The following is a 25,999-nucleotide window of genomic DNA, read 5'->3' as shown; positions in this document are numbered from 1 at the left end:
GTTACGGATGGTAACGTGGGGAGTACTCATGCTGATTGGTCTGCAAAAAGCAGTAATAAATTCAGAACTTCAGAATACCGTCAAGTCCCGAAAAAAGAAAAATCAGGTGCGGAATGACGGATAAATAAATATAAATATAAATATAAATATAAATATTATGATTTAAAACAATAAAACCAAAAAATAGCACATAAATAACATTCAAATTTATTGAAAGAGTTTCTCAATAACATCCGTTTTTTAATTTTTTAGCATGGGCGTAACATTCCCTTCATCGAAAGACATGCTCTTTCAACAACACATTTAAAAACAGGATAAGACATCATGAAAAACGTAAAAACCATCGCTGCCGCTGCCGTACTCGCTTCCCTTTCCTTTGGTGCTTTTGCTGCTGAAAGCGTTAGCGCTCAACAAGCCACTAAATACCAGGAATTCGGCGTCATTTCCGTAAGCGGTGCGCACGATCTGAGTTCGCTTCAGGAACAACTGGCTGAGAAAGCCGATAAAGCAGACGCGAAAGTCTTCTCTATCACCAACACCACCGGTAGCGATCTGCTGCGCGGCACGGCGATTATCTACAAATAATCACCCGCTGTAGCCAAAAAAACGGCGCTTCTCCGTGAGGAAAAGCGCCGTTTTTTTATAATCAGAACAACTCAATGTGATGTTTTCATGACAAATTTTTCAATCGCGTAGGCAACGCCGTCTTCCGTATTGGGACGGGTGACAAACTGGCTGATCGTCTTAACCTCATCAATGGCGTTCCCCATGGCAACCCCAGTGCCCGCATAGCTAATCATGGCCAGATCGTTTTCATGATCACCAATCGCCATCACGTTTTCCGCTGTCAGTCCAAGATATTCCGCCAGCAAACGCACACCCTCGCCTTTGTTAACCCGCTTATCCATAATTTCTAAATAGTAGGGCGCGCTCTTGATAATGGTGTAGCGCGCTCGCGCTTCGCCAGGAATGTGGCAAATCGCGTTATCCAGAAGCTCTGGTTCATCAATCATCATCACTTTCGGGAAGGTCAGGGTGCTGTCCATCTCCTCAACGGTCCGGTATTTCAACGGCATGCCTGTCAGATGAGATTCATAAACGGTATAGCGACTGATGTCTTTATTGGCGGTATAGACGGTGTTGAAGTCCAACGCGTGCAGGTGCACGTTCAAGGTGCGGGAAAGCGCTTCGCAGTAGAGATAATCGTCAAAGCTCAGCGGCGTTTGCGCCACACATTCTCCGGTATCGGTACGCTGAACCAACGCGCCATTGTTAGTAATGCAATAGCCGCCGGTTTTATCCAGACCGAGTATCTCCAGATAGCGTTTTACGCCAATAAAGGGCCGCCCGGTCGCCAGCACCACGTGCACTCCCTGATTCCGCGCCGCCGCAATCGCCGCGCTTACTGCGGGCGAAATCTGATGTTGCGGGTTAAGCAATGTGCCATCCATATTAATTGCAATCAGCTTTATCGTCATGCTTCATCCTGCCGTAATGGTTTTTTTGCATGCTGACGCGAGTTATCGCCGTGAGCCAGTGAAGTGCGCAATCTGGCACAGCGCAGCGCCGCGGCGGTGAAAGACATCACGGCACTGATCGGAGAATCCTCTTCGCGCGTTAAAAACGGCGTCGAACTGGTACAAAATGCCGGTCGCACCATGGAAAAGATGCTGGATGCCATAGCGTCGGTTAAAACCATCATGGATGACATCGTTGCCGCATCCGATGAACAATCACGCGGTATCAGCCAGGTAACGCAAGCCGTACATGAAATGGATGGCGTCACGCAACAAAACGCTGCGCTGGTGCAGGAAGCCACCGCTGCCGCCGCCTCGCTGGATGAACAGGCGCGCCAACTGGCGCTCACGGTCAAAGTGTTTCGTTTATCCTGATCTGACACAGGCAGGCCGAGAGCCCTCGGTCTGCCTGAGGTCAAAAACTACACGAGAGAAAGTGCGACAAACGCAAACAATATGTTACGCTTGTCATAACTTCGCCCTCTGGACGTGATCTCGCCGCTTTCCACTCAGCAGCGCCACTCAACGCCCGCATTGATGTCGTAACGCAAACATGAAAACGATGAAACTTCCTCTGCTCGCCCAGATCTCCTGTGCGCATTTGGTCAGCCATTTTCACATTATGGTGCTGCCGGTGCTGATCCCGTTGCTGTCTGCCCAACGCGGCATCAGCTTCGTTGAACTTGGGCTTGCGATCAGCGTCTTCAACATCGTCTCCGCCTGCGTGCAAACGCCCATCGGTTTTGCCGTTGACCGTATCGGTGCGCGACGCACGCTGGTTGCCGGACTGACGCTCGGTAGCCTGAGCTTTATGTCGCTTGGGCTGACGCCGCACTACCTCTGGCTGCTGATCGCGATGGGGTTTGCCGGTGTGGCTAACGCAGTGTATCACCCGTCAGATTACGCCTTGCTCTCGCGCGGCATTGATGACAAACGCATGGGGCGAGCGTTCTCGATCCACACCTTCTCCGGCTTTTTAGGCAACGCTATTACGCCAGGGATTTTACTCGCGGTAGCAGCATGGCTCGGCATCAATGCCGCCTTTATTGTATCTGGCGTGGTGGGATTACTGGTTGTCGTGATGCTGCTGATGCATAAAGACGAGCCAGCGCGGCTTAAATCAGCAGCCCCTAAAAGCGGTGCTGCCCCGGTACAAACCAGCGCCAAGGCACTGTTTTCGCTGCCCATCCTGGCGCTGCTGGGTCTCTTTTTGATGCTGAGCCTGAGCACTAACTCGATCCAGAACTTCTCGGTCACCGCATTGGTTACTGGCTACGATCTGCCCTTATCCGATGCCAATGCGGTGCTGACCGCATTTTTGTTTGCCAGCGCTTTTGGCGTGCTGGCAGGCGGTGCTCTGGCCGATAAAACCGAGCGCCACGGTCTGGTTGCCACTGGCGCATTAGCCGTCACCGCCGTACTGGTGGCGATTGTCGCTATCTATCCGTTGCCAGCGATGGTGCTGGTGCCACTGCTGGCGACAGCGGGATTCCTCTCAGGCATGATTGCACCCTCGCGGGATATGCTGGTGCGGGCTGCATCACCGAAAGGCGCGGAAGGACGGGTGTTCGGTATCGTGTCCACCGGGTTCAATATCGGCGGGGCTGCCGGTCCGGTTCTGTTCGGCTGGTTGTTGGATAATGGTCATCCCCATGCCATTTTCTGGTCTGCAGTCATTTTCATGCTGATCACCGCCGCTATCACGCTGGCGCAGGAAATGCGTGCCAGCAAGCGTCGCGCCGCCGCCGCGGTTTAACCATTAAAAAAAACCGCCGCGTAGCTCAGGCTGCGCGGCGGTTTTTTATGTCACTACATCCTACTTCGATATCAATCCATCAGATATCAATGTTAGCGGCTTTCAACGCGTTCTCTTCAATAAAGGCGCGGCGCGGCTCAACCGCATCGCCCATCAGCGTAGTGAACAGCTCATCCGCTGCCATGGCGTCTTTAACTGTCACGCGCAGCATGCGGCGGCTTTCCGGATCCATAGTTGTTTCCCACAGCTGTTCCGGGTTCATTTCGCCCAAGCCTTTATAACGCTGGATGTTCAAACCACGGCGTGACTCTTTCACCAGCCACTCCAGCGCTTGTTCGAAGCTGTTAATCGGCTGTTTGCGCTCACCGCGCTCGATGTACGCTCCCTCTTCGAACAGGCCACGCAGCTTCTCACCCAGCAGTACGATTTTGCGGTATTCGCTGCCGCGTACAAAGTTGGCATCCAGCACATAATCGGTATCTACCCCGTGCGTACGCACGCGCAGCACTGGTTCGGCAAGCGCTGAGTTATCGCTCAACGCGCCGCTGTAGCTGCTGCCGTGCACATCGTCTTCATTGAGGGTTTTCACCAACGTCGCCAACCAGCTTTCTACTTTGGCGCGGTCTTGCAGATCGTTTTCTGTCAGCGTGTCTTGGTAAATCAAGGCATTCAACAACGCACGTGGATAACGACGTTCCATACGATCGATCAACCGCTGTACGCTGTGGTGATCTTTCACCAGCAGTTCCACCTGCTCGCTCTGCAACGCAGGTGCCTGAGCATTGATGTGCAGCGCCGATCCATCCAGTGCCAGTGCAATCTGGTACTGGTCCATCGCTTCATCATCTTTAATGTACTGTTCCTGTTTGCCTTTCTTCACTTTGTACAGCGGTGGCTGGGCAATAAAGACGTGACCACGTTCGATGATTTCCGGCATCTGACGATAGAAGAAGGTCAACAGCAGCGTACGAATGTGCGCACCATCGACGTCGGCATCGGTCATGATGATGATGTTGTGATAACGCAGCTTATCCGGGTTGTATTCGTCGCGGCCAATGCCACAGCCCAGCGCGGTGATCAGCGTGCCCACTTCCTGAGAAGAGAGCATCTTGTCAAAGCGCGCTTTCTCCACGTTAAGGATTTTACCTTTAAGCGGCAGAATGGCCTGATTCTTACGGTTACGCCCCTGCTTGGCAGAGCCGCCCGCCGAGTCCCCTTCCACCAGGTAGAGTTCAGACAGCGCCGGATCGCGTTCCTGACAATCCGCCAGCTTGCCCGGCAAACCAGCCAGATCGAGCGCCCCTTTACGACGCGTCATTTCACGTGCTTTACGGGCCGCTTCGCGCGCGCGCGCCGCATCAATAATTTTACCGACCACGATTTTGGCGTCACCCGGGTTTTCCATCAGGTAATCGACCAGACGTTCGTTCATCAGCGATTCCACCGCGGTTTTCACCTCGGAAGAAACCAGCTTGTCTTTGGTCTGAGAGGAGAATTTCGGGTCCGGCACTTTCACCGATACCACGGCAATCAAGCCCTCACGCGCATCGTCACCGGTGGCACTGACTTTGGCCTTTTTGCTGTAGCCTTCTTTTTCCATGTAGCTGTTCAGCGTGCGCGTCATCGCGCCACGGAAACCGGCCAGGTGCGTACCGCCATCGCGCTGCGGAATATTGTTGGTAAAGCAGTAGATATTTTCCTGGAACCCGTCGTTCCACTGCATGGCAATTTCGACGCCAATATCGTCTTTTTCCGCGCTGAAATAGAACACCTGCGGATTAATTGGCGTCTTGTTGCGGTTCAGATAGTCAACAAACGCTTTGATGCCGCCTTCATAGTGGAAGTGATCGGCCTTACCCTGCTCACGCTCGTCGCTGAGACGGATGGAAACGCCAGAGTTCAGGAACGACAGCTCACGCAGGCGCTTGGCCAGAATGTCGTATTCGAAATCGGTAACGTTGCTAAAGGTTTCCATGCTCGGCCAGAAACGCACGGTGGTACCGGTACGTTCGGCATCCCCCACCACGGTCAGCGGTGCCTGCGGCTCGCCGTGACGATAAATTTGGTGGTGAGTTTTGCCATCACGGTAAATGGTCAGCTCCAGCTTTTCAGACAGGGCGTTGACCACGGAAACCCCAACGCCGTGCAGACCGCCGGACACTTTATAGGAGTTATCGTCAAACTTACCGCCGGCATGCAGCACGGTCATGATCACTTCGGCCGCAGAGACACCCTCTTCTTCATGAATACCGGTAGGAATGCCACGGCCATCATCCTGCACCGAAACCGAGTTATCTTTATGAATGGTAATGACAATGTCTTTGCAGAAGCCTGCGAGCGCTTCGTCGATAGCGTTGTCCACAACCTCGAATACCATGTGATGCAGGCCTGTGCCGTCATCCGTATCACCGATGTACATACCCGGGCGTTTACGTACCGCATCCAGCCCTTTCAATACTTTGATACTTGAGGAGTCATAAGAATTCGACATCAACGTTTCTCGCTCATTTTAGTCCTGTAATTGAACCGTTATTTTACCCTGTTCCACGCGGAACATCTTGCCCTTTTCACCGATCATGTCATCTATCTGTTCAGCGCTGATGGCGCTGACAAATACCTGAGCCTCGGTCGCTTTTAACCGTTCAGCCAACAAACGGCGGCGGGTACTGTCCAGTTCGGAAGCAAAATCATCTATCAGATAAATACACTTGGCACCGCTATGGCGAGTGAGGAACTCTCCCTGCGCCAATCGCAACGCACACATCAATAACTTCAACTGTCCACGCGACAGCATGTCTTCCACCGCAACGCCGCCCGCCCGGATACGAAAATCCGCTTTGTGCGGCCCCAACGCGGTGTAGCCCAACTGCCGGTCGCGCTCAAACTGCCGTTCCAGCAGTTCGGCATAGTCGCTCTCTTTGTCCCAGCCGCGCTGGAAAGAGAAGCTCAGTGAAAACTCCGGCAAAAACTGCTCGCAGGTCGCGGTAATGTCCGCAGTAATCGCAGCGGTGTAATCCGCCCGCCAGGCGCTGATGCGCTCTGCCAGCGGAATAAGTTCCTGATCCCAGGCGCGCAGTTGACGATACTGACCCACCTGACGCAGCGCGGCATTACGCTGGCGCAATAACCGTTTCAGGTTGCTCCAGGCCGCGAAAAAACCGGGCTCATGGTGAAAACAGCCCCAATCAAGAAAGGTACGACGGTATTTTGGCCCACCGTTGAGCAGCGTGAAGCCCTCCGGCGTGATGAGCTGAATCGGCAGCAACTGCGCCAGATCCGCCACCTTGTGACCATCGCTGCCATCAATACGCACGGTGCTGTCGCCCAGCCGGTTTTTACTCAGACCTATCGAGCGTTCACGCTCCATGCCATCCAACCGACCATGCAGAATAAATTCGGGCTGTTCATGCCGAATCACGCGCGCCGCCTGGATGGAGCGAAACGCACGACCGTGCCCTAACGTGTAGATGGCCTCCAGCACGCTGGTTTTTCCGCTGCCATTCTCCCCCACCAGAAAATTGAATCCGGGAATGAGCGCCAAATCGGCAGAGGCGATATTGCGGAAATCTTTAATCAGAAGGCGGGTCAGTGCCATGGACAACCAGATCCTGTACGCGACAACCTGCACAAATGCCGACGGCAAGCGTCGGCATTCACGCCAAAAAGGGGGCAGACCAAGCGCGTCCCGCTACAGACGCATCGGCATGACAACGTATGCCGCCGCCTTGCTGGCACCGTCTTCAATCTGCACACTAGAGACAGAATCGGTCAGCAGCAAACGGACATCTTCACACTTCAGCGCATTCAACACATCCAGCACGTAGCTGACGTTAAAGCCAATTTCCATTTCCGTGCCGTTGTACTGCACGTCCAGAATCTCTTCCGCTTCTTCCTGTTCCGGGTTATTCGCGGTAATTTTCAGCTGATTCTCAATCAGGTGCAGACGCACACCGCGAAACTTCTCGTTAGACAGTATCGCCGCACGCGCAAATGCCTGTTTCAGCAAATCGCAGCTCGCTTCCAGCGCCTTGTCCGGGTTTTTCGGCAATACGCTGCGGTAGTCAGGAAAACGCCCGTCGACCAGCTTGGACGTAAAGATGAAATCCCCGACGTGGGCGCGAATGTTGTTGGTGCCGATCTGTAGCTGCAATGGCGTATCGCCGCCGTCCAGCAGGCGCAGCAGCTCAATTACCCCTTTACGCGGCACGATCACCGAGTGGGATGGCAGCGACTGACCAATCGGCATGGCGCATACCGCCAGACGGTGGCCGTCGGTCGCCACCGTGCGCAACTCTTCCCCTTCGGTTTCAAACAACATGCCGTTGAGGTAATAACGCACATCCTGATGCGCCATGGAGAACTGCGTGGCTTCAATCAGGCGTTTCAGCGTCGCCTGCGGCAACGAGAATGCCACTTCGCTCTGCCAGTCATCCAGGTTCGGGAAATCAGACGCCGGGAGCGTAGAAAGAGAGAAACGGCTACGGCCGGAACGCACCAGCATCCGGTCGCCTTCCAGCGTGATGGTAATTTCCGCGCCGTCGGGCAAGCCACGGCAAATATCAAACAGTTTACGCGCCGGCACCGTGGTCGCACCGGATTCATGGGCCTGAGACAGGGGGATCTTCGCCACCATCTCCATTTCCAGATCGGTGCCAGTCAGCGACAATGCGCCGTCCGTCACTTGTAACAGCAGGTTGCCCAGAATAGGCAATGTGGGACGACCCCCTAATGGGCCACTCACCTGTTGTAACGGTTTTAGCAGATGCTCGCGTTCAATAATGAATTTCATAATATTATGAAGATAATGTTCTGATTAAATTAGAGAAATCTTCCTTGATGTCGTGACTTTCCTCACGCAGCTGCTCAATCTTGCGGCACGCATGCAGCACGGTGGTATGGTCACGACCGCCAAACGCATCACCAATTTCCGGTAAGCTGTGGTTTGTCAGCTCTTTCGCCAACGCCATCGCCATCTGGCGCGGACGTGCCACCGATCGGGATCGCCGTTTGGACAGCAGATCGGCGACTTTGATCTTGTAGTACTCCGCGACCGTCTTTTGAATATTGTCGATGGTCACCAACTTTTCCTGCAACGCCAACAGATCGCGCAGCGCTTCACGCACGAAATCAATGGTAATGGAGCGGCCGGTAAAATTGGCGTTAGCGATCACGCGGTTCAGTGCGCCTTCCAGCTCACGCACGTTAGAGCGCAGCCGCTTGGCAATAAAAAAGGCCACTTCACTCGGCAGACGGATATCATTTTCATCCGCTTTTTTCATCAAGATCGCCACGCGCGTTTCCAGCTCTGGCGGTTCGATCGCGACCGTCAATCCCCAGCCAAAGCGCGATTTCAGACGATCTTCTACCCCATTGATCTCTTTCGGATAACGATCGGAAGTCAGGATGATTTGCTGATTGCCTTCCAGCAGCGCATTGAAGGTGTGGAAAAACTCCTCCTGAGAGCGCTCTTTGTTGGCAAAAAACTGAATATCATCGATCAACAGGGCATCGACTGAACGGTAATAGCGCTTAAATTCTTCAATCGCATTGTTCTGTAAGGCTTTGACCATATCCTGTACAAAGCGTTCAGAATGCATATAGACCACTTTGGCATTTGGCTTGCGCGCAATAATGCCATTACCTACCGCGTGCAGCAGGTGGGTTTTCCCCAAACCGGTGCCGCCATAGAGAAACAGGGGGTTATAGGCTCCGCCGGGGTTGTCAGCAACCTGACGCGCCGCCGCGCGCGCCAGTTGGTTAGACTTACCTTCAACGAAGTTGTCGAACGAATGCTTCGGATTGACGTTGGAACGGTAGGTGTGCTCCGTTTGCGTCGCCGGTGTGTCCCAACTGGGACGCACGGGTGCCTGCCTGACCGGCTGCACCGCCGCCTGCGGGCTGGCTGGCTGGCTGACGGCCACCGGCTTGCTGCCGACTTCAAAACGCAGCAAAGGCGCATCCATACCGCAGAAATCGTTCAGCAGGCCATTGATGTTATTGAGGTACTTGTCTCTTACCCAATCCAGCACAAAACGGTTTGGCGCATAGAGCGCCAGCGTGTTGTCGTTCAGTTCCGCCTGTAACGGACGTATCCACATGCTGAATTCTGTGGCAGGTAACTCATCCTGCAAACGGGCAAGACACTGCTGCCAAAGCGAAAGTGACACGGCGGACTCCACTCGAACAAGATTAAAATAGAAAAGAATCAGATACGTTTTTTAGTGTAATTCATGATTATGACCCGGAAGCTTCAATGGCAGTCTCCTGGGCGCACCGCGCATCTGATGATGTCCATGCGCGGTTGCCGAGACGATCCCGAAGGAAGGATCGTTCACGGGACGGCGGATCATAACCTAATCCTCGGCAGAGATCTTCCCTTTCTGCACAGTTTCGATCCTTTTTATCCACAGGCTATTCTTATCACTCGTGGCCGCCACGTGCCGCACAACGATGACGCAAGCTTACATCATGCGGACGCCTAGCATAACTGAATAGGCATTCACGCTGGAGTGACAGCGATCATGATCCCGCATCAAGGATCGTGTCAGGATCCTTGCGATTTAATGCAGAGTACGTATAATCCTCAGCCCGACGCGTTGATGCTCTTCTGTGCTATTTCAGGCAGAAAATTCCCCAAATTTATTGCGGAAAGGGCTCCATAGGCGTGTGATGCCAATTGACCCGGGACTGTACAATTATTACAATCCCGCCTCTTTATCTTTGATGTATGCGATTGAGGCGTCGGCCAGTGTTCACGCCGGAGCGCCAAACGCGTTTACTGTGAAGTCAATTATCCAAGTTTAGGTAGAAATCGCCATGAAACGCACTTTCCAACCGTCCGTATTGAAGCGTAACCGTAGCCACGGTTTCCGTGTTCGTATGGTCACTAAAAATGGTCGTCAGGTTCTGGCCCGCCGTCGTGCAAAAGGCCGTACTCGTCTGACTGTTTCTAAGTAATAAAAGCTAACCCTCCTAGTGGTTAAGCTCGCTTTTCCCAGGGAGTTACGTTTGTTAACTCCCAGCCATTTCACTTTCGTCTTCCAGCAGCCGCATCGGGCTGGCACGCCGCAAATCACCATCCTCGGCCGCCTGAATTCGCTGGGGCATCCTCGCATCGGTCTTACTGTCTCTAAAAAGCATGTCAAACGGGCGCATGAACGCAATCGGATTAAACGTCTGACGCGGGAAAGCTTTCGTTTACATCAACATACCCTACCAGCGATGGATTTTGTGGTGATCGCCAAAAAAGGGGTAGCCGACCTGGACAATCGCGCGTTGACGGAAGCATTGGGAAAATTATGGCAACGGCACTGTCGCTTGGCTCGCTCCTCCTGATCGGGCTGATACGCGGTTATCAGCTCGTTATAAGTCCGTTGTTAGGGCCACATTGCCGTTTTCGCCCAACCTGTTCACAATACGGCATTGAGGCCATACGCAGGTTCGGCATGATAAAAGGCAGTTGGTTGACGCTCAAACGCGTATTAAAATGCCACCCTTTGAACCCTGGTGGTGATGATCCCGTACCGCCAAAACCCGACAATAACAGAGAACATTAACGATGGATTCGCAACGCAATCTCCTTCTCATCGCTCTGCTATTCGTAAGCTTTCTGATCTGGCAGACGTGGGAGACGGACAAAAATCCGCCTGCCGCTTCAACGCAAGCCATCCAGCAAGCGACGAACGCAGTCAACGGTGATACCGCCAGCCAGGGCGTGCCTAACAGCGGTCAGGGTAAACTGATCACGGTGAAAACCGACGTACTGTCGCTGACTATCAATACGCGCGGCGGCGATATCGAACAAGCCAATCTGCTGGCGTTCCCTGACAAACTGCACTCTGCTACACCATTCCTGTTGCTGGAAACCACGCCGGAATTTGTGTATCAGGCACAGAGTGGATTGACGGGTAAACACGGTCCGGATAATCCGGCAAACGGCGCCCGTCCGCTGTTTACAGCCACCCAGGATCACTTTGAACTGGCTGACGGACAGGACGCACTGACCATTCCGTTGACCTACATCAACGCTGACGGCGTAACCTTCACCAAAACGTTCGTGCTTAAACGCGGTGACTATGCGCTGAACGTTAGCTACAACGTGAACAACACCAGCGCGCAGCCGTTGGAGTTGACGCTGTTTGGTCAGTTGAAACAGTCTATTGACCTGCCGAAGCATCGCGATACTGGCAGCAGCAACTTTGCACTCCACACCTATCGTGGCGCTGCGTTCTCCTCCAGCGACGATAAGTACAAGAAATACAGCTTCAGCGACATGAAAGAAAATCTGAACGTCACCACCGATGGTGGCTGGGTTGCCATGTTGCAGCAGTATTTTGCTACCGCATGGATCCCGACCACCGCCGGTGCCAACACCTTCTATACCTCGCGGTTGGGTAACGGTTTGGCCGCCATTGGCTTTAAAGCCACACCGGTAACCGTTGACGCGGGCGCGCAGAAAGACATCAGCGCGGTACTGTGGGTTGGCCCGGAAATTCAGGACAAGATGGCGGCCGTTGCACCGCATCTGGACCTGTCAGTGGATTACGGTTGGTTGTGGTTTATCTCCCAACCGCTGTTCAAACTGCTGAAATTCCTGCACGGCTTCATCGGTAACTGGGGCTTCTCCATCATCGCCATCACCTTTATCGTGCGCGGTATCATGTACCCGCTGACTAAGGCGCAGTACACCTCGATGGCGAAAATGCGTATGCTGCAACCGAAAATGCAAGCCATGCGTGAGCGTATCGGTGATGACAAACAGCGCATGAGCCAAGAGATGATGGCGCTGTACAAAGCGGAGAAAGTGAACCCGCTGGGCGGCTGCTTCCCGCTGCTGATCCAGATGCCTATCTTCCTGGCGTTGTACTACATGCTGATGAGCTCGGTTGAGCTGCGCCATGCGCCGTTCATCCTGTGGATCACTGACCTGTCTGCGCAAGACCCGTACTACATCCTGCCGATCCTGATGGGTATCACGATGTTCTTCATTCAGAAGATGTCGCCGACCACTGTGACCGACCCGATGCAGCAGAAGATCATGACCTACATGCCGGTTATCTTTACCGTGTTCTTCCTGTGGTTCCCATCAGGTCTGGTGCTGTACTATATCGTCAGCAACCTGGTCACCATTATCCAGCAGCAGTTGATTTACCGCGGGCTGGAGAAGAAAGGCCTGCACAGCCGCGACAAGAAAGAGAAGAAATAAGCGGACTGTACAAGTCTGAGAATAAGGCGGCTATGGGCCCGCCTTATTTTTTTGTTTAATCGCCACAGAGAAACCATCATGAGCCATACCGATACTATCGTAGCCCAAGCCACGCCCCCCGGACGCGGTGGCGTAGGTATTTTGCGCGTGTCCGGCCAGCAGGCTGCCGACGTGGCGCGTGCCGTGCTGGGTAAATTACCCAAACCGCGCCATGCGGATTATCTGCCATTTCGCGATGCCGACGGCAGCGCGCTGGATCAGGGTATTGCCATCTGGTTTCCTAGCCCCAACTCCTTTACCGGCGAGAACGTGCTGGAGCTGCAAGGGCATGGCGGCCCGGTTATTCTTGATTTGCTGATGCAGCGCATTCTGGCACTGCCCGGCCTGCGCATTGCGCGCCCCGGCGAGTTCTCCGAGCGCGCGTTTCTCAATGACAAGCTCGATCTGGCGCAGGCCGAAGCTATCGCAGACCTGATCGATGCCAGCTCCGAGCAAGCGGCACGATCTGCGCTGAACTCCTTGCAAGGTGCCTTCTCTACCCGCATTCACCGACTGGTTGAAGCGCTGATTCACCTGCGCATCTACGTCGAGGCCGCCATCGATTTTCCTGATGAAGAGATCGATTTCCTCTCTGACGGCAAGATTGAGGCGGAACTCAACGGCGTGATGGCCGATCTGGCGGATGTTCAGGCCGAAGCGCATCAAGGCAGCCTGCTGCGTGAAGGCATGAAAGTGGTAATTGCGGGTCGCCCAAATGCGGGCAAATCGAGCCTGCTCAACGCACTGGCCGGGCGTGAGGCGGCAATCGTGACCGCTATCGCGGGCACCACGCGCGACGTACTGCGCGAGCATATCCATATCGACGGCATGCCGCTGCATATCATCGACACTGCTGGGCTACGCGATGCCAGCGACGAAGTGGAACGCATCGGCATTGAACGCGCCTGGCAAGAGATTGAACAGGCGGATCGCGTGCTGTTTATGGTCGATAGCACCACCACTGACGCTACATCGCCTGCCGAAATCTGGCCAGAGTTTATGGCACGCCTGCCCGCCACACTGCCGATTACCGTGGTGCGCAATAAAGCCGACATTACCGGAGAACCACAAGGCATTGAAGAGGTAAACACTTACTCACTCATTCGCCTGTCCGCCAAAACCGGTGATGGCGTCGATATCCTGCGTAACCATCTAAAACAGAGCATGGGCTTTACCAGCAACACTGAAGGGGGCTTCCTGGCACGACGCCGCCACCTGCAAGCGCTGGAAACCGCCGCACAGCATCTGGAACAAGGCAAAGAACAGTTAGTGAGCGCTTACGCTGGCGAACTGCTGGCAGAAGAGCTGCGGCTGGCACAACAGGCACTGAGTGAGATAACCGGGGAATTTACTTCCGATGACTTGTTGGGACGGATTTTCTCGAGTTTTTGTATTGGGAAGTAGTCGCCCTACACACGCCGAGAGGCACCACAGGTGCCTATTCCCACCCGGTCATTAATCGCCTTGCTCTCGCCAGCATGCCTTCGAGAATTGCATCACGAATCGATGCAGGAAAACCAGCAGGCAGTTGGTTTCTGATGTTCACAACAACAGCATCCATCGATTGTGCAAATTCAGTCAGAATGCTTTCCATCGATTCTCTGCCAAATCCAACGGCCTGTGCCGTTTGGAAAAAATGCCGTGGAAAGATCTGTTCAATAGCGTATTTCTTGCCTCTTGAGCCAGTCAATCCCATCGCCAGTTTGGCCTCTCTACGATCAATTCCCCGTCCTCCCATCGCAGGGTACATCGAGAGAATGTCATAGTAAGGCGTGAGGCGATAGCGCCCCTCAGGTTCAATAAACAGGGAAAAGTTTTTCGCATGCCCATCCGTGGCAGCCAATAGCCAAAACAGCACCTGAGTCTTCATAAAGCTATAGCGATCCTGTGCTGGATCGACCGAACCCAACAGATACGCCATAATGGCGGAAATACCCGGCCCACCGTGGTTTTCGTATTTCCGTGCGGATGAAACGTTTAATACCTGGCAAAAATCCTCCTGCGGCAACCGTATAATCCAACTGCCATCCGAGGCGTACTTACGATCAAATCGTTCTACCGCCAGCGCTTTTATCTTGCCAGTTTTAATCATAAAACAATGCGGTACCGGCAGCCCAAACGCCTTGGCAATCAGCATACACAGATACTCATTTTCAACGCTGTCAGACATATCAATTGAGTAAGAGTGACTCTCGATTGTACCAATCGGTAGCTTGATGATGTGGGTAGTGGGTGTGGTATTAAGAGGCAGGCACCAGTGACCGTCCAGATAGAGCAGCGCCGTCTTTTCCTGTGCGCCAGCAATAGAGATGCGAAAATCATCTTCTGCCTCAATCATCCCCAGCGGGGCATTGGACAGATATCCCGCCAGTATGTTTTCAAGCTGTTGCTCGGATAAGGTTTTGTATTCGATCTGTTTTATATTGCCAACAGCAGTCCCCTGCGGCACCAATTGCAACGCCCCGACACTGTCCTGCCCCACTTTAGCCAGCAGATCAAACGGCTGGGTGGAATCCGCCTGATGTCTGACGACAATCCGCCTTCTGATATCCGGGTTATCCGGCAATAAATTGTCAAAGAAGTTATAAACTTCATCACCTTGATAAGGCTGATGGCGTAGCGGCATCGAGAGCGAGATGGGGCGACTCCCTGGCAGCCCGAGCCAGTCCGCATCATAGGAAAAATAATGTGCGCCACTACCAGTTTTGGTCAGTGTTCCTACACGATAGCCATTCATGTAAACATCGAGCGCAGCCATTACCATTCTTCCTTCCAGGATGAGGTTGCAACAGAGGGCTCATTATTAGCTGCCTCTGCGTTTCTGGGCGTCACCGTCAGTTCTAAATTCAATGCCGACAATATTTTAAAAAAGGTTTCCAGCTTGGTGGAATCAGGGTGTTGCTCAAAGCTGGATACCGTGTCCTGACGAATGCCCACTTTGTTGGCCACCTTTCCTTGTGATAGTTTCTGGGTGATACGAACATCTTTTAGATAGCTGCTAAGCTGCTTGCTGTTGGTCACTTTCATCGCTCGATCCTACCGGCTGTAGACGGTAAGATAACTATTACACGCCTTAGCAGGTAAAACAAGGACTACACGCTATAGACGTTAACCTCGTAATTACCTGCTATAGCGTGTAATAAAAAATCAGCAATATGAAGCCAACGCCACGATGAACTTTTCCCACAGCAGCCTCAAAAACCGAGAACCTAAATGCTAAAAGTGATTGCTGAAGATTTTATCAAGCCAGAGGCGATTGAAATCGTACTCCCGCTGTATCGTGAGTTGGTTGAGGCCACCAAGCAAGAACCGCGGTGCATTGCCTACGATCTGTATGTCGACGAGAAAGATATCGGGCACTTTATCTTCATCGAAGAGTGGCCAGACCATTCGGCGCTGGATGAACATTGCGCCAGCGAACACTTCAGACGCCTTGTGCCAATGATCGATCAGCACAAGCGAAAGGATGCGACCTATATATTAATGGGCACTTTTGATGAAAATAATGACACGCGGTAATTTAACCAATAGCAATCATGAATGAACGTTAGGCCAGTGTCAGCAGGACCTTGATCGGTGCAAAAACAAGGTCATACGCGACGCTGGCATCACTGCCAAGGGTGTTCAAGCCTACTGAGATATTCCCTCCTCCCCCGAAAGAATAACCTCCACCTGACTCTCCTTGAGCCGCGCTTTTAACGCCGCAGGCGGCATTTCATCAGTAAACAGCGCGGCGGCTTGAGTGATATTGCCGATGTCCACCGCCGCCGAGGCGTGATACTTGGTGTGATCGGCGGCGAGCAAGATGTGCCGCGAATGGCGCATCATGCTTTGTGCCACGCTGGCTTCATTGACATCAAATTCCAGCAGTGTGCCGTCACTCTCGATCGCCCCGACGCTGGTCACCAGATAATCGGCGCGAAACCCTTGTACAAAGGCATTAGCCGCCGGGCCAATAATACCGCTGTTATGGGGACGCAGCGTACCGCCAGGTACCATCACTTCGAATAGATGATTTTTATACATAATATTCGCGACGCGCAGGCTGTTGGTGATAATACGCAGCTCGTTGTGGTTCAGTAGCGCACGGGCTACGTGCTCCACGGTGGTGCCAATGGTGATGAAAATCGTCGAACCATCAGGAATATAATCAGCAATCGCCTCGGCAATCGCCTTTTTCTCATCGGTCAGAGACACTTCCCGCTGTTCAAACGCGGTGTTAACCACGCTGGATGCGCGTCCGGCACCGCCATGGTGCCGGGTAATCAATCCTTGCTCACTCAGCTTGCGAATGTCACGCCGGACGGTCTGCGTGGAAACCTCCAGCAGTTGTGCCAGCTCATCAATGTTCATGTAACCGCGTTCGGCCACCAGTGCCAGCAAGCGGTCGTGGCGCGGATTACAGGTCAGTTCGGTAAAGCTCATGGGGATCCCTCTCAAAACCACACTTTCCGCATTCTATACAAAAAGGGACAAAAAGGAGCGGGTTTGATCACAGTCAGGGATACCGGCACGTCCACCCGGGCGCGTGCATTTCAATGCCTCCATCGCCACTGGCAAAGCGCACTGCCTCAGTTGCCGTATTCCCCTGCGCCAAGGCAACGACCAGCGCACCGTGGAAAACATCGCCCGCACCGGTGGTATCCACCACGTTAACGGCAAATCCCGACTGATGCCGTAACTCACCGTTTTCCAACCACTGACATCCCTCAGCCCCCTGCGTGACATAAACCTGTCCATTTGTGATCATTTTTGCGCGCGTTAATGCTTCAGCGCTCGCAGCCACTTCCGTTAAGCGCAGCAGACCGGGAGCAGAGAACACCGCATGATCGCTCAGCGCCACCAGTTCGGTAATGTCCTGCGGCGTCATATCACCGTCCAGCACCGTCATCACCCCCGCCTGACGCGCCAACGTGAAAGCGCGTTGGGCACCTTCATGCCAGCGCACATCCGCCAGCACCACATCCCACTGGCTAAAATCGATTTGATCAAACCAGTAGGCGCTGGATGAAAGGTCTGGACTCGGGTAATTAACAATAATCCGCTCACCCTGCTCATCTACCAGAATGGCGGATTGTGAGGATCGTGCCTGTTCAATACGGCGCGTATAGCGGGTATTAACGCCATAGGAAGCCAGCTCGCTCAGCAGTGCAGTACAATGTCATCATCCCCCATGCGACCAATAAAATCGACCTGCGCGCCCAGTCTGGCAGCAGCAACTGCGGCCGTTGCCGCCGGGCCGCCGCCCACTTCGCGGTAGTTTTGCGCCACATACTTCCCCCCCGTCGCCGGCAGCGCTTCCACATAATAGAGGCGATCCATCACGGTAATTCCCACACAGGCAATACGAATCATGGTTGTTCCTTAAACGACATCGAATGGCACCATTTTAATTTCATCAAATGTTTAAAGAGTGATGAATGTCAATTTTTTGACCATAAATTACAAATACGATCAGAAAACCGAACAAAATTGGTCATTAATAGACAAAATGTGACAAACAAGAACGGCAGGAGAGCAGCATGGCAACAATCGCATTTATCGGCCTCGGCCAAATGGGCGCCCCCATGGCAAGCAATCTAATCAAGCAGGGACACCAGCTCCATGTGTTTGATATCAGCCAGGCAGCCGTGCAGACACTGGTACTACAGGGTGCGTGCAGCGCCAAGAGCGCCGCCGATGCAGCAAAAGAGGCTGAGTTCATGATCACCATGCTGCCTAACGGTGATTTGGTGCGCAATGTGTTGTTCGGAGATGAGGGGGTCTGCACCACACTGCGCACGGATGCCTTGGTGATCGATATGTCCACCATTCATCCACTGCAAACCGACGCCCTGATCCGCGAAATGAACCAGAAAGGCTTCAGCATGATGGATGTGCCCGTCGGACGCACCTCGGATCATGCCGTTGCGGGCACATTGCTGTTACTGGCAGGCGGCACGCCCGCACAGGTTGAGCACGCGACACCGGTACTGATGGCAATGGGCAATGAGCTGGTGAATGCCGGCGGTCCTGGCATGGGCATTCGGGTCAAGCTCATCAACAACTACATGAGCATCGCACTCAACGCCCTGTCCGCAGAAGCCGCCACGTTGTGTGAAGCACTCGGGCTCTCTTTCGATGTCGCCCTCAAGGTGATGAGCGGCACACCGGCAGGCAAAGGCCACTTTACGACCTCCTGGCCCAGCAAAGTGCTGAAAGGCGATCTTTCCCCCGCTTTCATAATCGATTTGGCGCACAAGGATTTAGGCATCGCGCTGGACATGGCTAATCAACTTCACGTTCCGATGCCGCTCGGTGCGGCCTCACGCGAGGTTTACAACCAGGCGCGTGCCGCCAGACGCGGACGCCAGGACTGGACGGCCATTCTTGAGCAGGTACGCACCAGCGCCGGGTTAACCCCGAAAGCCGCTCAGTAACCACCGCTCTCTGTAACACACAAATAAAGGACAGATACATGGAAACCTACACCCTGAAAGACATTACTCGACCTTCCGGCGGCTTTGCCATGCTCGCTGTCGATCAGCGTGAAGCAATGCGCTTAATGTTTGCAGCAGCAGGGGCCCCGCAACCGGTTAGCGATCAGGTGTTAACCGATTTTAAAATCAATGCCGCCAGAATTCTGTCGCCTTATGCCTCAGCCATTTTGGTCGATCAGCAATTCTGCTATCTACAAGTGGTGCAGCAGCAGGCGATCGCCCCTTCCTGCGGCACCATCGTTGCCGCCGATGCGTTTATTCCCGGTAACGGCATTCCAGTTGATAACGTTGTGATTGATAACAGCGTCGATCCGGTGGCCGCCAAAAACAACGGTGCCAAAGCATTGAAACTGTTGGTGCTGTGGCGCAGCGATGAAGATGCGCAGAAGCGCCTGGAGATAGTGAAAGCATTCAACCACATCTGCCACGCTCAGGGGCTGCTCAGCATTATCGAACCCGTGGTACGTCCGCCGCGCTGTGGCGACCACTTCGATCGTGAACAAGCCATTATCGATGCGGCAAAAGAGCTGGGCGACAGCGGGGCCGATCTCTACAAAGTGGAGATGCCGTTGCACGGCAAAGGCACACAGCAAGCGTTGCTCGCTGCCTCGCAAAAACTCAATGAACACATTGCTATTCCGTGGGTCATCCTCTCTTCCGGCGTTGATGAAAAATTGTTCCCGCGCGCCGTGCGCGTTGCCATGGAAGCCGGTGCCTCGGGCTTTTTAGCCGGTCGCGCCGTGTGGTCTTCCGTAATTGGCCTACCCGATATGCCTCTGATGCTCAGGGATGTCGCCGCGCCCAAATTGCAGCGTCTGGGTGAAATCGTTGATGAGATGATGGCTCGTCGCCTCTGAGGAATACGCATCATGATGAAATGGTTTAACACGCTGAGCCACAACCGCTGGCTGGAACAAGAAACGGACCGCATCCTCGATTTCGGCAAGAACGCGGCAGTCGCCACAGGCTTCGGCTGGCTCGGCAATAACGGCCAGGTCAGGGCCGAGATGGGCACTCACTTGTGGATCACCACACGCATGTTGCACGTCTATTCGGTGGCCGCCGCCATGGGTCGTCCCGGCGCATATGCCTTGGTGGAGCATGGCATTCAGGCGCTGAACGGCGCGCTGCGCGACAAGCGCTATGGCGGCTGGTATGCCTGCGTTAACGATGAAGGCGTCACAGATGCCTCAAAACAAGGTTATCAACATTTCTTTGTGTTGCTCGGTGCGGCCAGCGCCGTCACCACCGGACATCCGCAGGCCAGAAAGCTACTGGATGACGCCATTGCGGTAATCGAAAAGTACTTTTGGAGCGAACAGGAGCAGATGTGTCTGTAATCCTGGGATGAAGCGTTCAGCGCGACCAAAGACTATCGCGGCGGCAACGCCAACATGCACGCAGTCGAAGCCTTTTTGATTGTGTACGACGTGACCCATGACCGTAAATGGCTCGATCGCGCCCTGCGTATTGCCTCCGTGATTATTCACGATGTGGCCCGACGCGGCGAGTATCGCGTCAACGAGCATTTCGACGCACAGTGGAACCCGATTCGCGATTACAACAAGGATAACCCCGCCCACCTCTTCCACGCCTACGGCGGCACGCCGGGGCACTGGATCGAGTGGGGCCGCTTGATGCTGCACTTGCGCGCTGCCTTGGAAGCCCGTTTTGAGACCCCGCCAGACTGGCTGTTGGAAGATGCCAAAGGGCTGTTTCACGCCACCATCCGCGATGCCTGGGCCCCCGACGGCGCAGACGGCTTTGTTTACTCCGTGGACTGGGAAGGCAAACCCATCGTGCGTGAACGCGTGCACTGGCCGATTGTGGAAGCGATGGGCACCACCTACGCGTTGTACACCGTCACCGGCGATAGCCAGTACGAAGCCTGGTATCAGAAATGGTGGGATTACTGCATCAAATATCTCATGGACTACGAGAACGGCTCCTGGTGGCAAGAGCTGGATATCCACAATGAAGTGACCACCAAGGTGTGGGATGGCAAACAGGATATTTACCACCTGCTGCACTGTCTGGTGATCCCTCGTCTGCCACTGGCACCCGGTTTAGCCCCTGCGGTGGCCGCCGGACTATTGGACAGCCAAGCCAGATAAGCGTGAACGGTAGCACCCTGGCCGCGCGGCGGATAAACCAGCCAACACCGGGCGACGAAGACCCCGAGCGGCCAGGTAAAAGCAATTGAAAAGATACAAAAAAGAGAAAATTACCCTAAAAAAGTACCCTACTTTATGGAGGTCATAATGCATTCGCTGACCGATATCGAATTACACACCGTTGACGGTGGATTTTCGTTAACTTATCAACAGCGCTTGATTCTACGCCACAGCGCAGAAGCGCCCTGTTTATGGATTGGTGCCGGTAACGCCGACATCGATATGTTCCGCGGCAATTTCAGCATTAAAAGATCGTCTGAATGAAAAAATAGCGCTGAATGACGCGACGGTGCTGGAACAAGCGGATGGTTGGTCCATCCGCTTTAGTCGCGGTGATGCGGTGCACGCCACCGTGCATATCACGCGTGATGAGCAGGGCAGACTCACGCTGGCGCTGCAAAACAACAACCGCGACCATAACCGTATCTGGTTGCAGCTGGCGGTGCAGGAGCAAGACCATATTTATGGCTGCGGCGAACAGTTTTCCTACTTCAATTTGCGCGGCAAGCCGTTCCCGCTGTGGACCAGCGAACAGGGTGTGTGCCGCAACAAACAGAGCTATGTCACCTAGCAGGCCGACTGCAAGGAGAACGCGGGCGGCGGCGACTACTGGACCTTCTTCCCGCAACCCACCTTTGTCAGCAGCCAAAAATACTATTGCCACGTTGATAACAGCTGCTACATGAATTTTGACTTTACCGCACCGGATTATCACGAACTGGCGATGTGGGAAGATCATGCCACCCTGCGCTTCGAATGTGCAGACACCTACATCGCACTGCTGGAAAAACTCACGGCGCTGCTGGGTCGACAGCCGGAGCTGCCGGATTGGGTGTACGACGGCGTGACGCTCGGCATTCAGGGCGGTACCGATGTATGCCAGCAAAAACTGGATACCATGCGAAACGGGGGCGTGAAAGTGAACGGCATCTGGGCGCAGGAGTGGTCCGGGATTCGTATGACCTCTTTCGGGAAGCGCGTGATGTGGAACTGGCGCTGGAACCAAAGCCTCTATCCTGAGCTGAAAGCACGCATCAAGCAGTGGAATCAGGAGGGCGTGCAATTCCTCTCCTACATCAACCCTTACGTTGCCAGCGACAAAGACCTGTGCACCGAAGCGGCACAGCACGGTTATCTGGCGAAAGATGCGGCAGGCAAAGACTATCTGGTGGAATTTGGCGAGTTCTATGGTGGAGTCGTAGATTTAACCAATCCCGCCGCCTATGACTGGTACAAAGAGGTCATCAAGCAGAACCTGATCGAGGTGGGCTGCAACGGCTGGATGGCCGATTTCGGCGAATACCTGCCTACCGACACCTACCTGCACAACGGCGTCAGCGCTGAAATCATGCACAACGCCTGGCCTGCGCTGTGGGCGAAATGCAACTACGAAGCGTTGCAGGAAACCGGCAAGCTCGGCGAGATTTTGTTCTTTATGCGCGCGGGCTCCACCGGCAGCCAGAAATACTCGGTAATGATGTGGGCTGGCGATCAGAACGTTGACTGGAGTCTGGATGACGGGCTGGCATCGGTGGTGCCTGCCGCGCTGTCGCTGGCGATGACCGGCCACGGCCTGCACCACAGCGATATTGGCGGTTACACCACACTGTTCGAGACGAAGCGCAGCAAAGAGCTGCTGCTGCGCTGGTGCGATTTCAGTGCCTTTACCCCCATGATGCGCACCCACGAAGGCAACCGCCCCGGTGATAACTGGCAGTTTGATGGCGATGCGCAAACCATCGCGCACTTCGCGCGCATGACCACCGTATTTACCACCTTGAAGCCCTACATCAAACAGGAGGTGGCACAAAACACCAGCAGCGGCCTGCCCGTGATGCGTCCGTTGTTCCTGCATTACGAAGACGATGCCCGCACTTACCATCTGAAATACCAGTATCTGTTTGGACAGGATCTGCTGGTGGCACCGGTCTACGAACAGGGCCGCAGCGACTGGACGCTTTATCTCCCGGAAGATAACTGGGTCAACCTGTGGACGGGGGAAACGCACCGCGGCGGTGATGTCACCGTTGACGCACCGCTGGGCAAACCGCCGGTGTTCTACCGCGCGGACAGCCAATGGGCAACCTTGTTTGGTTCATTACAACACCTGTAAAACGGCTCGCCCGTAGCGCTACCTATGGGCATTCGGAGAATAAAAATGAGTCAATCCACAACCAATCCGGCTACCCTACGTCTGCCGTTCAAGGAAAAACTCGCCTACGGCATGGGTGACCTTGGCTCTAATATCCTGCTGGATATTGGCACGTTGTACCTGCTGAAATTCTATACCGATGTACTGGGTCTGCCGGGCACCTGCGGCGGCATTATCTTCCTGATTGCCAAATTCTTTACCGCCTTTACCGATATGGGTACCGGCGTGATGCTGGATTCACGGCGTAATATCGGCCCGAAAGGAAAATTCCGCCCCTTCGTGCTGTACGCCTCCTTCCCCGTGGCACTGCTGGCGGTAGCTAACTTCATCGGCACCCCTTTCGACATTACGGGCAAAGCCGTGATGGCAACCGTGCTGTTTATGCTGTACGGCCTGTTCTTCAGCATGATGAACTGTTCCTACGGCGCGATGGTGCCCGCTATCACCAAAAACACCGATGAACGCGCCTCGCTGGCCGCCTGGCGTCAGGGCGGTGCCACACTCGGCCTGCTGCTGTGTACCGTACTGTTTGTGCCGGTCATGAATCTGATCAACGGCAACCCACAGCTTGGCTACATCTTTGCCGCCACGCTGTTTTCGCTGTTCGGTTTGTTCTTTATGTGGTGGTGCTACGCCGGGGTGAAAGAGCGCTATGTGGAAGTGCAGCCCGTTAACCCAGCGCAAAAACCGGGATTGTTAGCCTCTTTCAGGGCGATAGCCGGTAACCGACCGTTGTTTATTTTGTGCATCGCTAACCTTTGTACTCTCGGCGCGTTTAACGTCAAACTTGCCATTCAGGTCTATTACACCCAGTACGTGCTTAACGATCCCATCCTGCTCTCCTACATGGGTTTCTTCAGCATGGGCTGTATTTTTATCGGCGTATTTTTGATGCCCGGTGCCGTGCGGCGCTTCGGCAAGAAAAAAGTCTATATCGGCGGATTATCCATATGGGTACTGGGCGATCTGCTCAACTACAGCTTCGGCGGCGGTTCGGTCAGTTTTGTCGCTTTCTCCTGCCTGGCGTTTTTCGGTTCCGCCTTTGTTAACAGCCTCAACTGGGCGTTGGTGTCCGATACCGTTGAGTATGGCGAATGGCGTACCGGCGTGCGCTCGGAAGGGACGGTCTACACCGGATTTACCTTCTTTCGCAAGGTATCTCAGGCACTCGCAGGTTTCTTCCCCGGCTGGATGTTGACGCAAATCGGCTACGTGCCAAACGTGGTGCAATCGGCAGGCACGGTTGAAGGCTTACGGCAACTGATCTTCATCTATCCGTGCGCGCTCGCCGTAGTCACCATTGTGGCAATGGGCTGTTTCTATAACCTCAACGAAAAAATGTACGTGCGTATCGTTGCAGAAATAGAAACCCGCAAACGTCTGGCGTAATACCACCGTGACGCCCTGCGGGGCGTCATAAGGATCGACAATGAACAATACGGATCCGCTGACGCTGAAACTGAGCCTGAAAGAAAAGTTCTCCTACGGGATAGGCGATTTCGGCTCAAACCTGATGCTGTGTATCGGCACGCTGTATCTGCTGAAGTTTTATACAGATCAGTTGGGTATGCCCGCCTTTTATGGCGGGATTATCTTTCTGGTGGCGAAATTCTTTACCGCCTTCACCGATATGCTGACCGGCGTGTTGCTTGATACCCGGCGCAACATCGGCAAAAAAGGCAAGTTCCGCCCGTTTATCCTGTACGCCTCGGTGCCGGTTGCGCTGGTCGCCACCGCACAATTTGTGGCGAATGACTTCAGCCTGACGGTCAAAACCGCGCTGGCTACGGTGCTGTGCATTGCCAACCTGTGCACGCTGGCCGCCTTCAATATCAAACTGGCCATTCAGGTCTACTACACCCAATACGTACTGAACGATATTCACTTGCTGTCGTGGATGGGGTTTTTCAGCATGGGCTGCATTTTGATCGGGGTGTTTATGGTGCCGGGTGCGGTAAAACGCTTTGGCAAAAAGCAGGTTTACCTCGGTGGATTGGCCCTGTGGGCCATCGGCGACGTGTTGAACTTTTTCTGGGGCAGCAACTCGATACTGTTTGTCTCATTTTCCTGCATGGCCTTTTTCGGCACCGCCTTTGTCAACAGTCTGAACTGGGCACTGGTGCCGGATACGGTCGATCATGGAGAATGGAAAACCGGTATTCGCGCTGAAGGCTCAGTGTATACCGGTTACACCTTCTCGCGCAAGATTTCCGCCGCGCTGGCCGGCTTTCTGCCGGGAATCATGCTGACCCACATCGGCTATATGCCGAATGTGGTACAGAGTGACGCCACCCTGCGCGGGCTACGTCAGCTTATTTTTCTCTGGCCGTGCGGTCTGGCGATCGTTGCCGCCTTAACCATGGGCTTCTTTTACCAGCTCAATGAGAAACGCTTTGCGTTGATTATCGAAGAAATCGGTCAACGTAAGCATCAGGGTGAGAAACCTAACGAAAAAAACAACAATGCCTTCACAGCGTTGAAGAGTGGCGGGTAACGCGAAATATCATCGGCAGTGGGATTGCACCAACTCACTCAACACCCCACTGCCGGTGAACCGTCATTCCGCACCTACTTTAAGAATAAATTCGACGGTATCGCTCGCCGAGAACATCAACGATGGTCTTGTGAACAGAATTGAGGTTGGATACTTGTGGTGGTCTGTCACCAATACTGAACT

Annotated in this window: 20 protein-coding genes and 4 pseudogenes; 15 read left to right on the top strand and 9 right to left on the bottom strand. The window is 53.9% G+C overall.

Translation table 11 applies throughout. The features are described from left to right. Positions 1-324: 324 nt before the first annotated feature. Positions 325-585, top strand: a complete 261-nt coding sequence (gene bhsA, locus ACTBDZ_RS04755) for a multiple stress resistance protein BhsA (protein ID WP_438814453.1) — start codon at positions 325-327, stop codon at positions 583-585. Between the two features lie 71 nt (positions 586-656). Here bhsA and yidA read toward each other — a convergent pair whose 3' ends face one another. Continuing rightward, positions 657-1,478 (bottom strand): sugar-phosphatase, encoded by an 822-nt coding sequence (gene yidA, locus ACTBDZ_RS04750; RefSeq protein WP_438814452.1) that lies wholly within the window; start codon positions 1,476-1,478, stop codon positions 657-659. Between the two features lie 54 nt (positions 1,479-1,532). Here yidA and ACTBDZ_RS04745 point away from each other — a divergent pair. Further along, positions 1,533-1,892 (top strand): annotated as a pseudogene (locus ACTBDZ_RS04745) (methyl-accepting chemotaxis protein); the annotation flags it as partial. 178 nt (positions 1,893-2,070) lie between these two features. Next, positions 2,071-3,273, top strand: a complete 1,203-nt coding sequence (locus ACTBDZ_RS04740; RefSeq protein ID WP_438814451.1) for an MFS transporter — start codon at positions 2,071-2,073, stop codon at positions 3,271-3,273. Positions 3,274-3,352: 79 nt separating this feature from the next. On the opposite strand, the gene gyrB is transcribed toward ACTBDZ_RS04740, so the two are convergent. The 4 genes from gyrB to dnaA form a co-directional block, all read right to left on the bottom strand. After that, positions 3,353-5,764: a DNA topoisomerase (ATP-hydrolyzing) subunit B gene (gene gyrB / locus ACTBDZ_RS04735; RefSeq protein ID WP_438814450.1), complete on the bottom strand. Its 2,412-nt coding sequence runs from the start codon at positions 5,762-5,764 to the stop codon at positions 3,353-3,355. An 18-nt stretch (positions 5,765-5,782) separates the two neighbouring features. Further along, complete coding sequence (recF, locus tag ACTBDZ_RS04730; RefSeq protein WP_438814449.1) at positions 5,783-6,868, bottom strand: DNA replication/repair protein RecF; 1,086 nt, start codon at positions 6,866-6,868, stop codon at positions 5,783-5,785. A 93-nt stretch (positions 6,869-6,961) separates the two neighbouring features. Beyond that, positions 6,962-8,062, bottom strand: coding sequence for a DNA polymerase III subunit beta (gene dnaN, locus ACTBDZ_RS04725; RefSeq protein WP_438814448.1), 1,101 nt, complete (start codon positions 8,060-8,062; stop codon positions 6,962-6,964). Between the two features lie 4 nt (positions 8,063-8,066). After that, positions 8,067-9,440 (bottom strand): chromosomal replication initiator protein DnaA, encoded by a 1,374-nt coding sequence (gene dnaA, locus ACTBDZ_RS04720; RefSeq protein WP_438814447.1) that lies wholly within the window; start codon positions 9,438-9,440, stop codon positions 8,067-8,069. A gap of 649 nt (positions 9,441-10,089) precedes the next feature. Between dnaA and rpmH the strand changes: the two genes are divergently transcribed. From rpmH to mnmE, 5 genes are all read left to right on the top strand, one after another. Then, entirely contained in the window at positions 10,090-10,230 is a 141-nt protein-coding gene (gene rpmH, locus ACTBDZ_RS04715) for a 50S ribosomal protein L34 (RefSeq protein ID WP_438814446.1), read from the top strand. 18 nt (positions 10,231-10,248) lie between these two features. Continuing rightward, complete coding sequence (gene rnpA, locus ACTBDZ_RS04710) at positions 10,249-10,608, top strand: ribonuclease P protein component (RefSeq protein ID WP_438814445.1); 360 nt, start codon at positions 10,249-10,251, stop codon at positions 10,606-10,608. After that, complete coding sequence (gene yidD / locus ACTBDZ_RS04705) at positions 10,572-10,829, top strand: membrane protein insertion efficiency factor YidD (protein WP_438814444.1); 258 nt, start codon at positions 10,572-10,574, stop codon at positions 10,827-10,829. Before rnpA ends, yidD begins: the two co-directional genes overlap by 37 nt. A gap of 2 nt (positions 10,830-10,831) precedes the next feature. Next, on the top strand, positions 10,832-12,478 hold the full coding sequence (gene yidC / locus ACTBDZ_RS04700; protein WP_438814443.1) for a membrane protein insertase YidC: 1,647 nt from the start codon (positions 10,832-10,834) through the stop codon (positions 12,476-12,478). 78 nt (positions 12,479-12,556) lie between these two features. Continuing rightward, entirely contained in the window at positions 12,557-13,921 is a 1,365-nt protein-coding gene (gene mnmE / locus ACTBDZ_RS04695; RefSeq protein WP_438814442.1) for a tRNA uridine-5-carboxymethylaminomethyl(34) synthesis GTPase MnmE, read from the top strand. A gap of 34 nt (positions 13,922-13,955) precedes the next feature. On the opposite strand, the gene ACTBDZ_RS04690 is transcribed toward mnmE, so the two are convergent. Together ACTBDZ_RS04690 and ACTBDZ_RS04685 are read right to left on the bottom strand one after the other, a co-directional pair. Continuing rightward, complete coding sequence (locus ACTBDZ_RS04690) at positions 13,956-15,275, bottom strand: type II toxin-antitoxin system HipA family toxin (protein ID WP_438814441.1); 1,320 nt, start codon at positions 15,273-15,275, stop codon at positions 13,956-13,958. Beyond that, the gene (locus ACTBDZ_RS04685) at positions 15,275-15,544 is read right to left on the bottom strand and encodes a helix-turn-helix domain-containing protein (protein ID WP_196905815.1); all 270 of its coding nucleotides are present in this window, start codon (positions 15,542-15,544) and stop codon (positions 15,275-15,277) included. Before ACTBDZ_RS04685 ends, ACTBDZ_RS04690 begins: the two co-directional genes overlap by 1 nt. A 186-nt stretch (positions 15,545-15,730) precedes the next feature. Between ACTBDZ_RS04685 and ACTBDZ_RS04680 the strand changes: the two genes are divergently transcribed. Beyond that, positions 15,731-16,036 (top strand): putative quinol monooxygenase, encoded by a 306-nt coding sequence (locus ACTBDZ_RS04680; protein ID WP_438814440.1) that lies wholly within the window; start codon positions 15,731-15,733, stop codon positions 16,034-16,036. A 111-nt stretch (positions 16,037-16,147) separates the two neighbouring features. Here ACTBDZ_RS04680 and ACTBDZ_RS04675 read toward each other — a convergent pair whose 3' ends face one another. Further along, positions 16,148-16,942, bottom strand: a complete 795-nt coding sequence (locus ACTBDZ_RS04675) for a DeoR/GlpR family DNA-binding transcription regulator (protein WP_438814439.1) — start codon at positions 16,940-16,942, stop codon at positions 16,148-16,150. Positions 16,943-16,975: 33 nt separating this feature from the next. Then, positions 16,976-17,872 (bottom strand): annotated as a pseudogene (locus ACTBDZ_RS04670) (sugar kinase). Positions 17,873-18,039: 167 nt separating this feature from the next. Here ACTBDZ_RS04670 and yihU point away from each other — a divergent pair. From yihU to ACTBDZ_RS04640, 6 genes and pseudogenes are all read left to right on the top strand, one after another. Continuing rightward, the gene (gene yihU / locus ACTBDZ_RS04665) at positions 18,040-18,936 is read left to right on the top strand and encodes a sulfolactaldehyde 3-reductase (RefSeq protein ID WP_438814438.1); all 897 of its coding nucleotides are present in this window, start codon (positions 18,040-18,042) and stop codon (positions 18,934-18,936) included. 38 nt (positions 18,937-18,974) lie between these two features. Then, positions 18,975-19,853 (top strand): sulfofructosephosphate aldolase, encoded by an 879-nt coding sequence (gene yihT, locus ACTBDZ_RS04660; protein WP_438814437.1) that lies wholly within the window; start codon positions 18,975-18,977, stop codon positions 19,851-19,853. Positions 19,854-19,868: 15 nt separating this feature from the next. After that, positions 19,869-21,110 (top strand): annotated as a pseudogene (gene yihS, locus ACTBDZ_RS04655) (sulfoquinovose isomerase). Positions 21,111-21,257: 147 nt separating this feature from the next. Next, positions 21,258-23,283 (top strand): annotated as a pseudogene (locus ACTBDZ_RS04650) (alpha-glucosidase). Between the two features lie 45 nt (positions 23,284-23,328). Next, positions 23,329-24,711 carry an MFS transporter gene (locus tag ACTBDZ_RS04645; protein ID WP_438814436.1) on the top strand — a complete coding sequence of 461 codons (1,383 nt, stop codon included), beginning with the start codon at positions 23,329-23,331 and terminating at the stop codon, positions 24,709-24,711. Between the two features lie 40 nt (positions 24,712-24,751). Then, positions 24,752-25,816 carry a glycoside-pentoside-hexuronide (GPH):cation symporter gene (locus ACTBDZ_RS04640; RefSeq protein WP_438814435.1) on the top strand — a complete coding sequence of 355 codons (1,065 nt, stop codon included), beginning with the start codon at positions 24,752-24,754 and terminating at the stop codon, positions 25,814-25,816. Positions 25,817-25,999 lie beyond the last annotated feature (183 nt).

The sequence above is a fragment of the Symbiopectobacterium sp. genome, assembly GCF_051710365.1.
Lineage (GTDB): Bacteria > Pseudomonadota > Gammaproteobacteria > Enterobacterales > Enterobacteriaceae > Symbiopectobacterium.
This window is presented reverse-complemented; position numbering and strand designations above follow the sequence as displayed.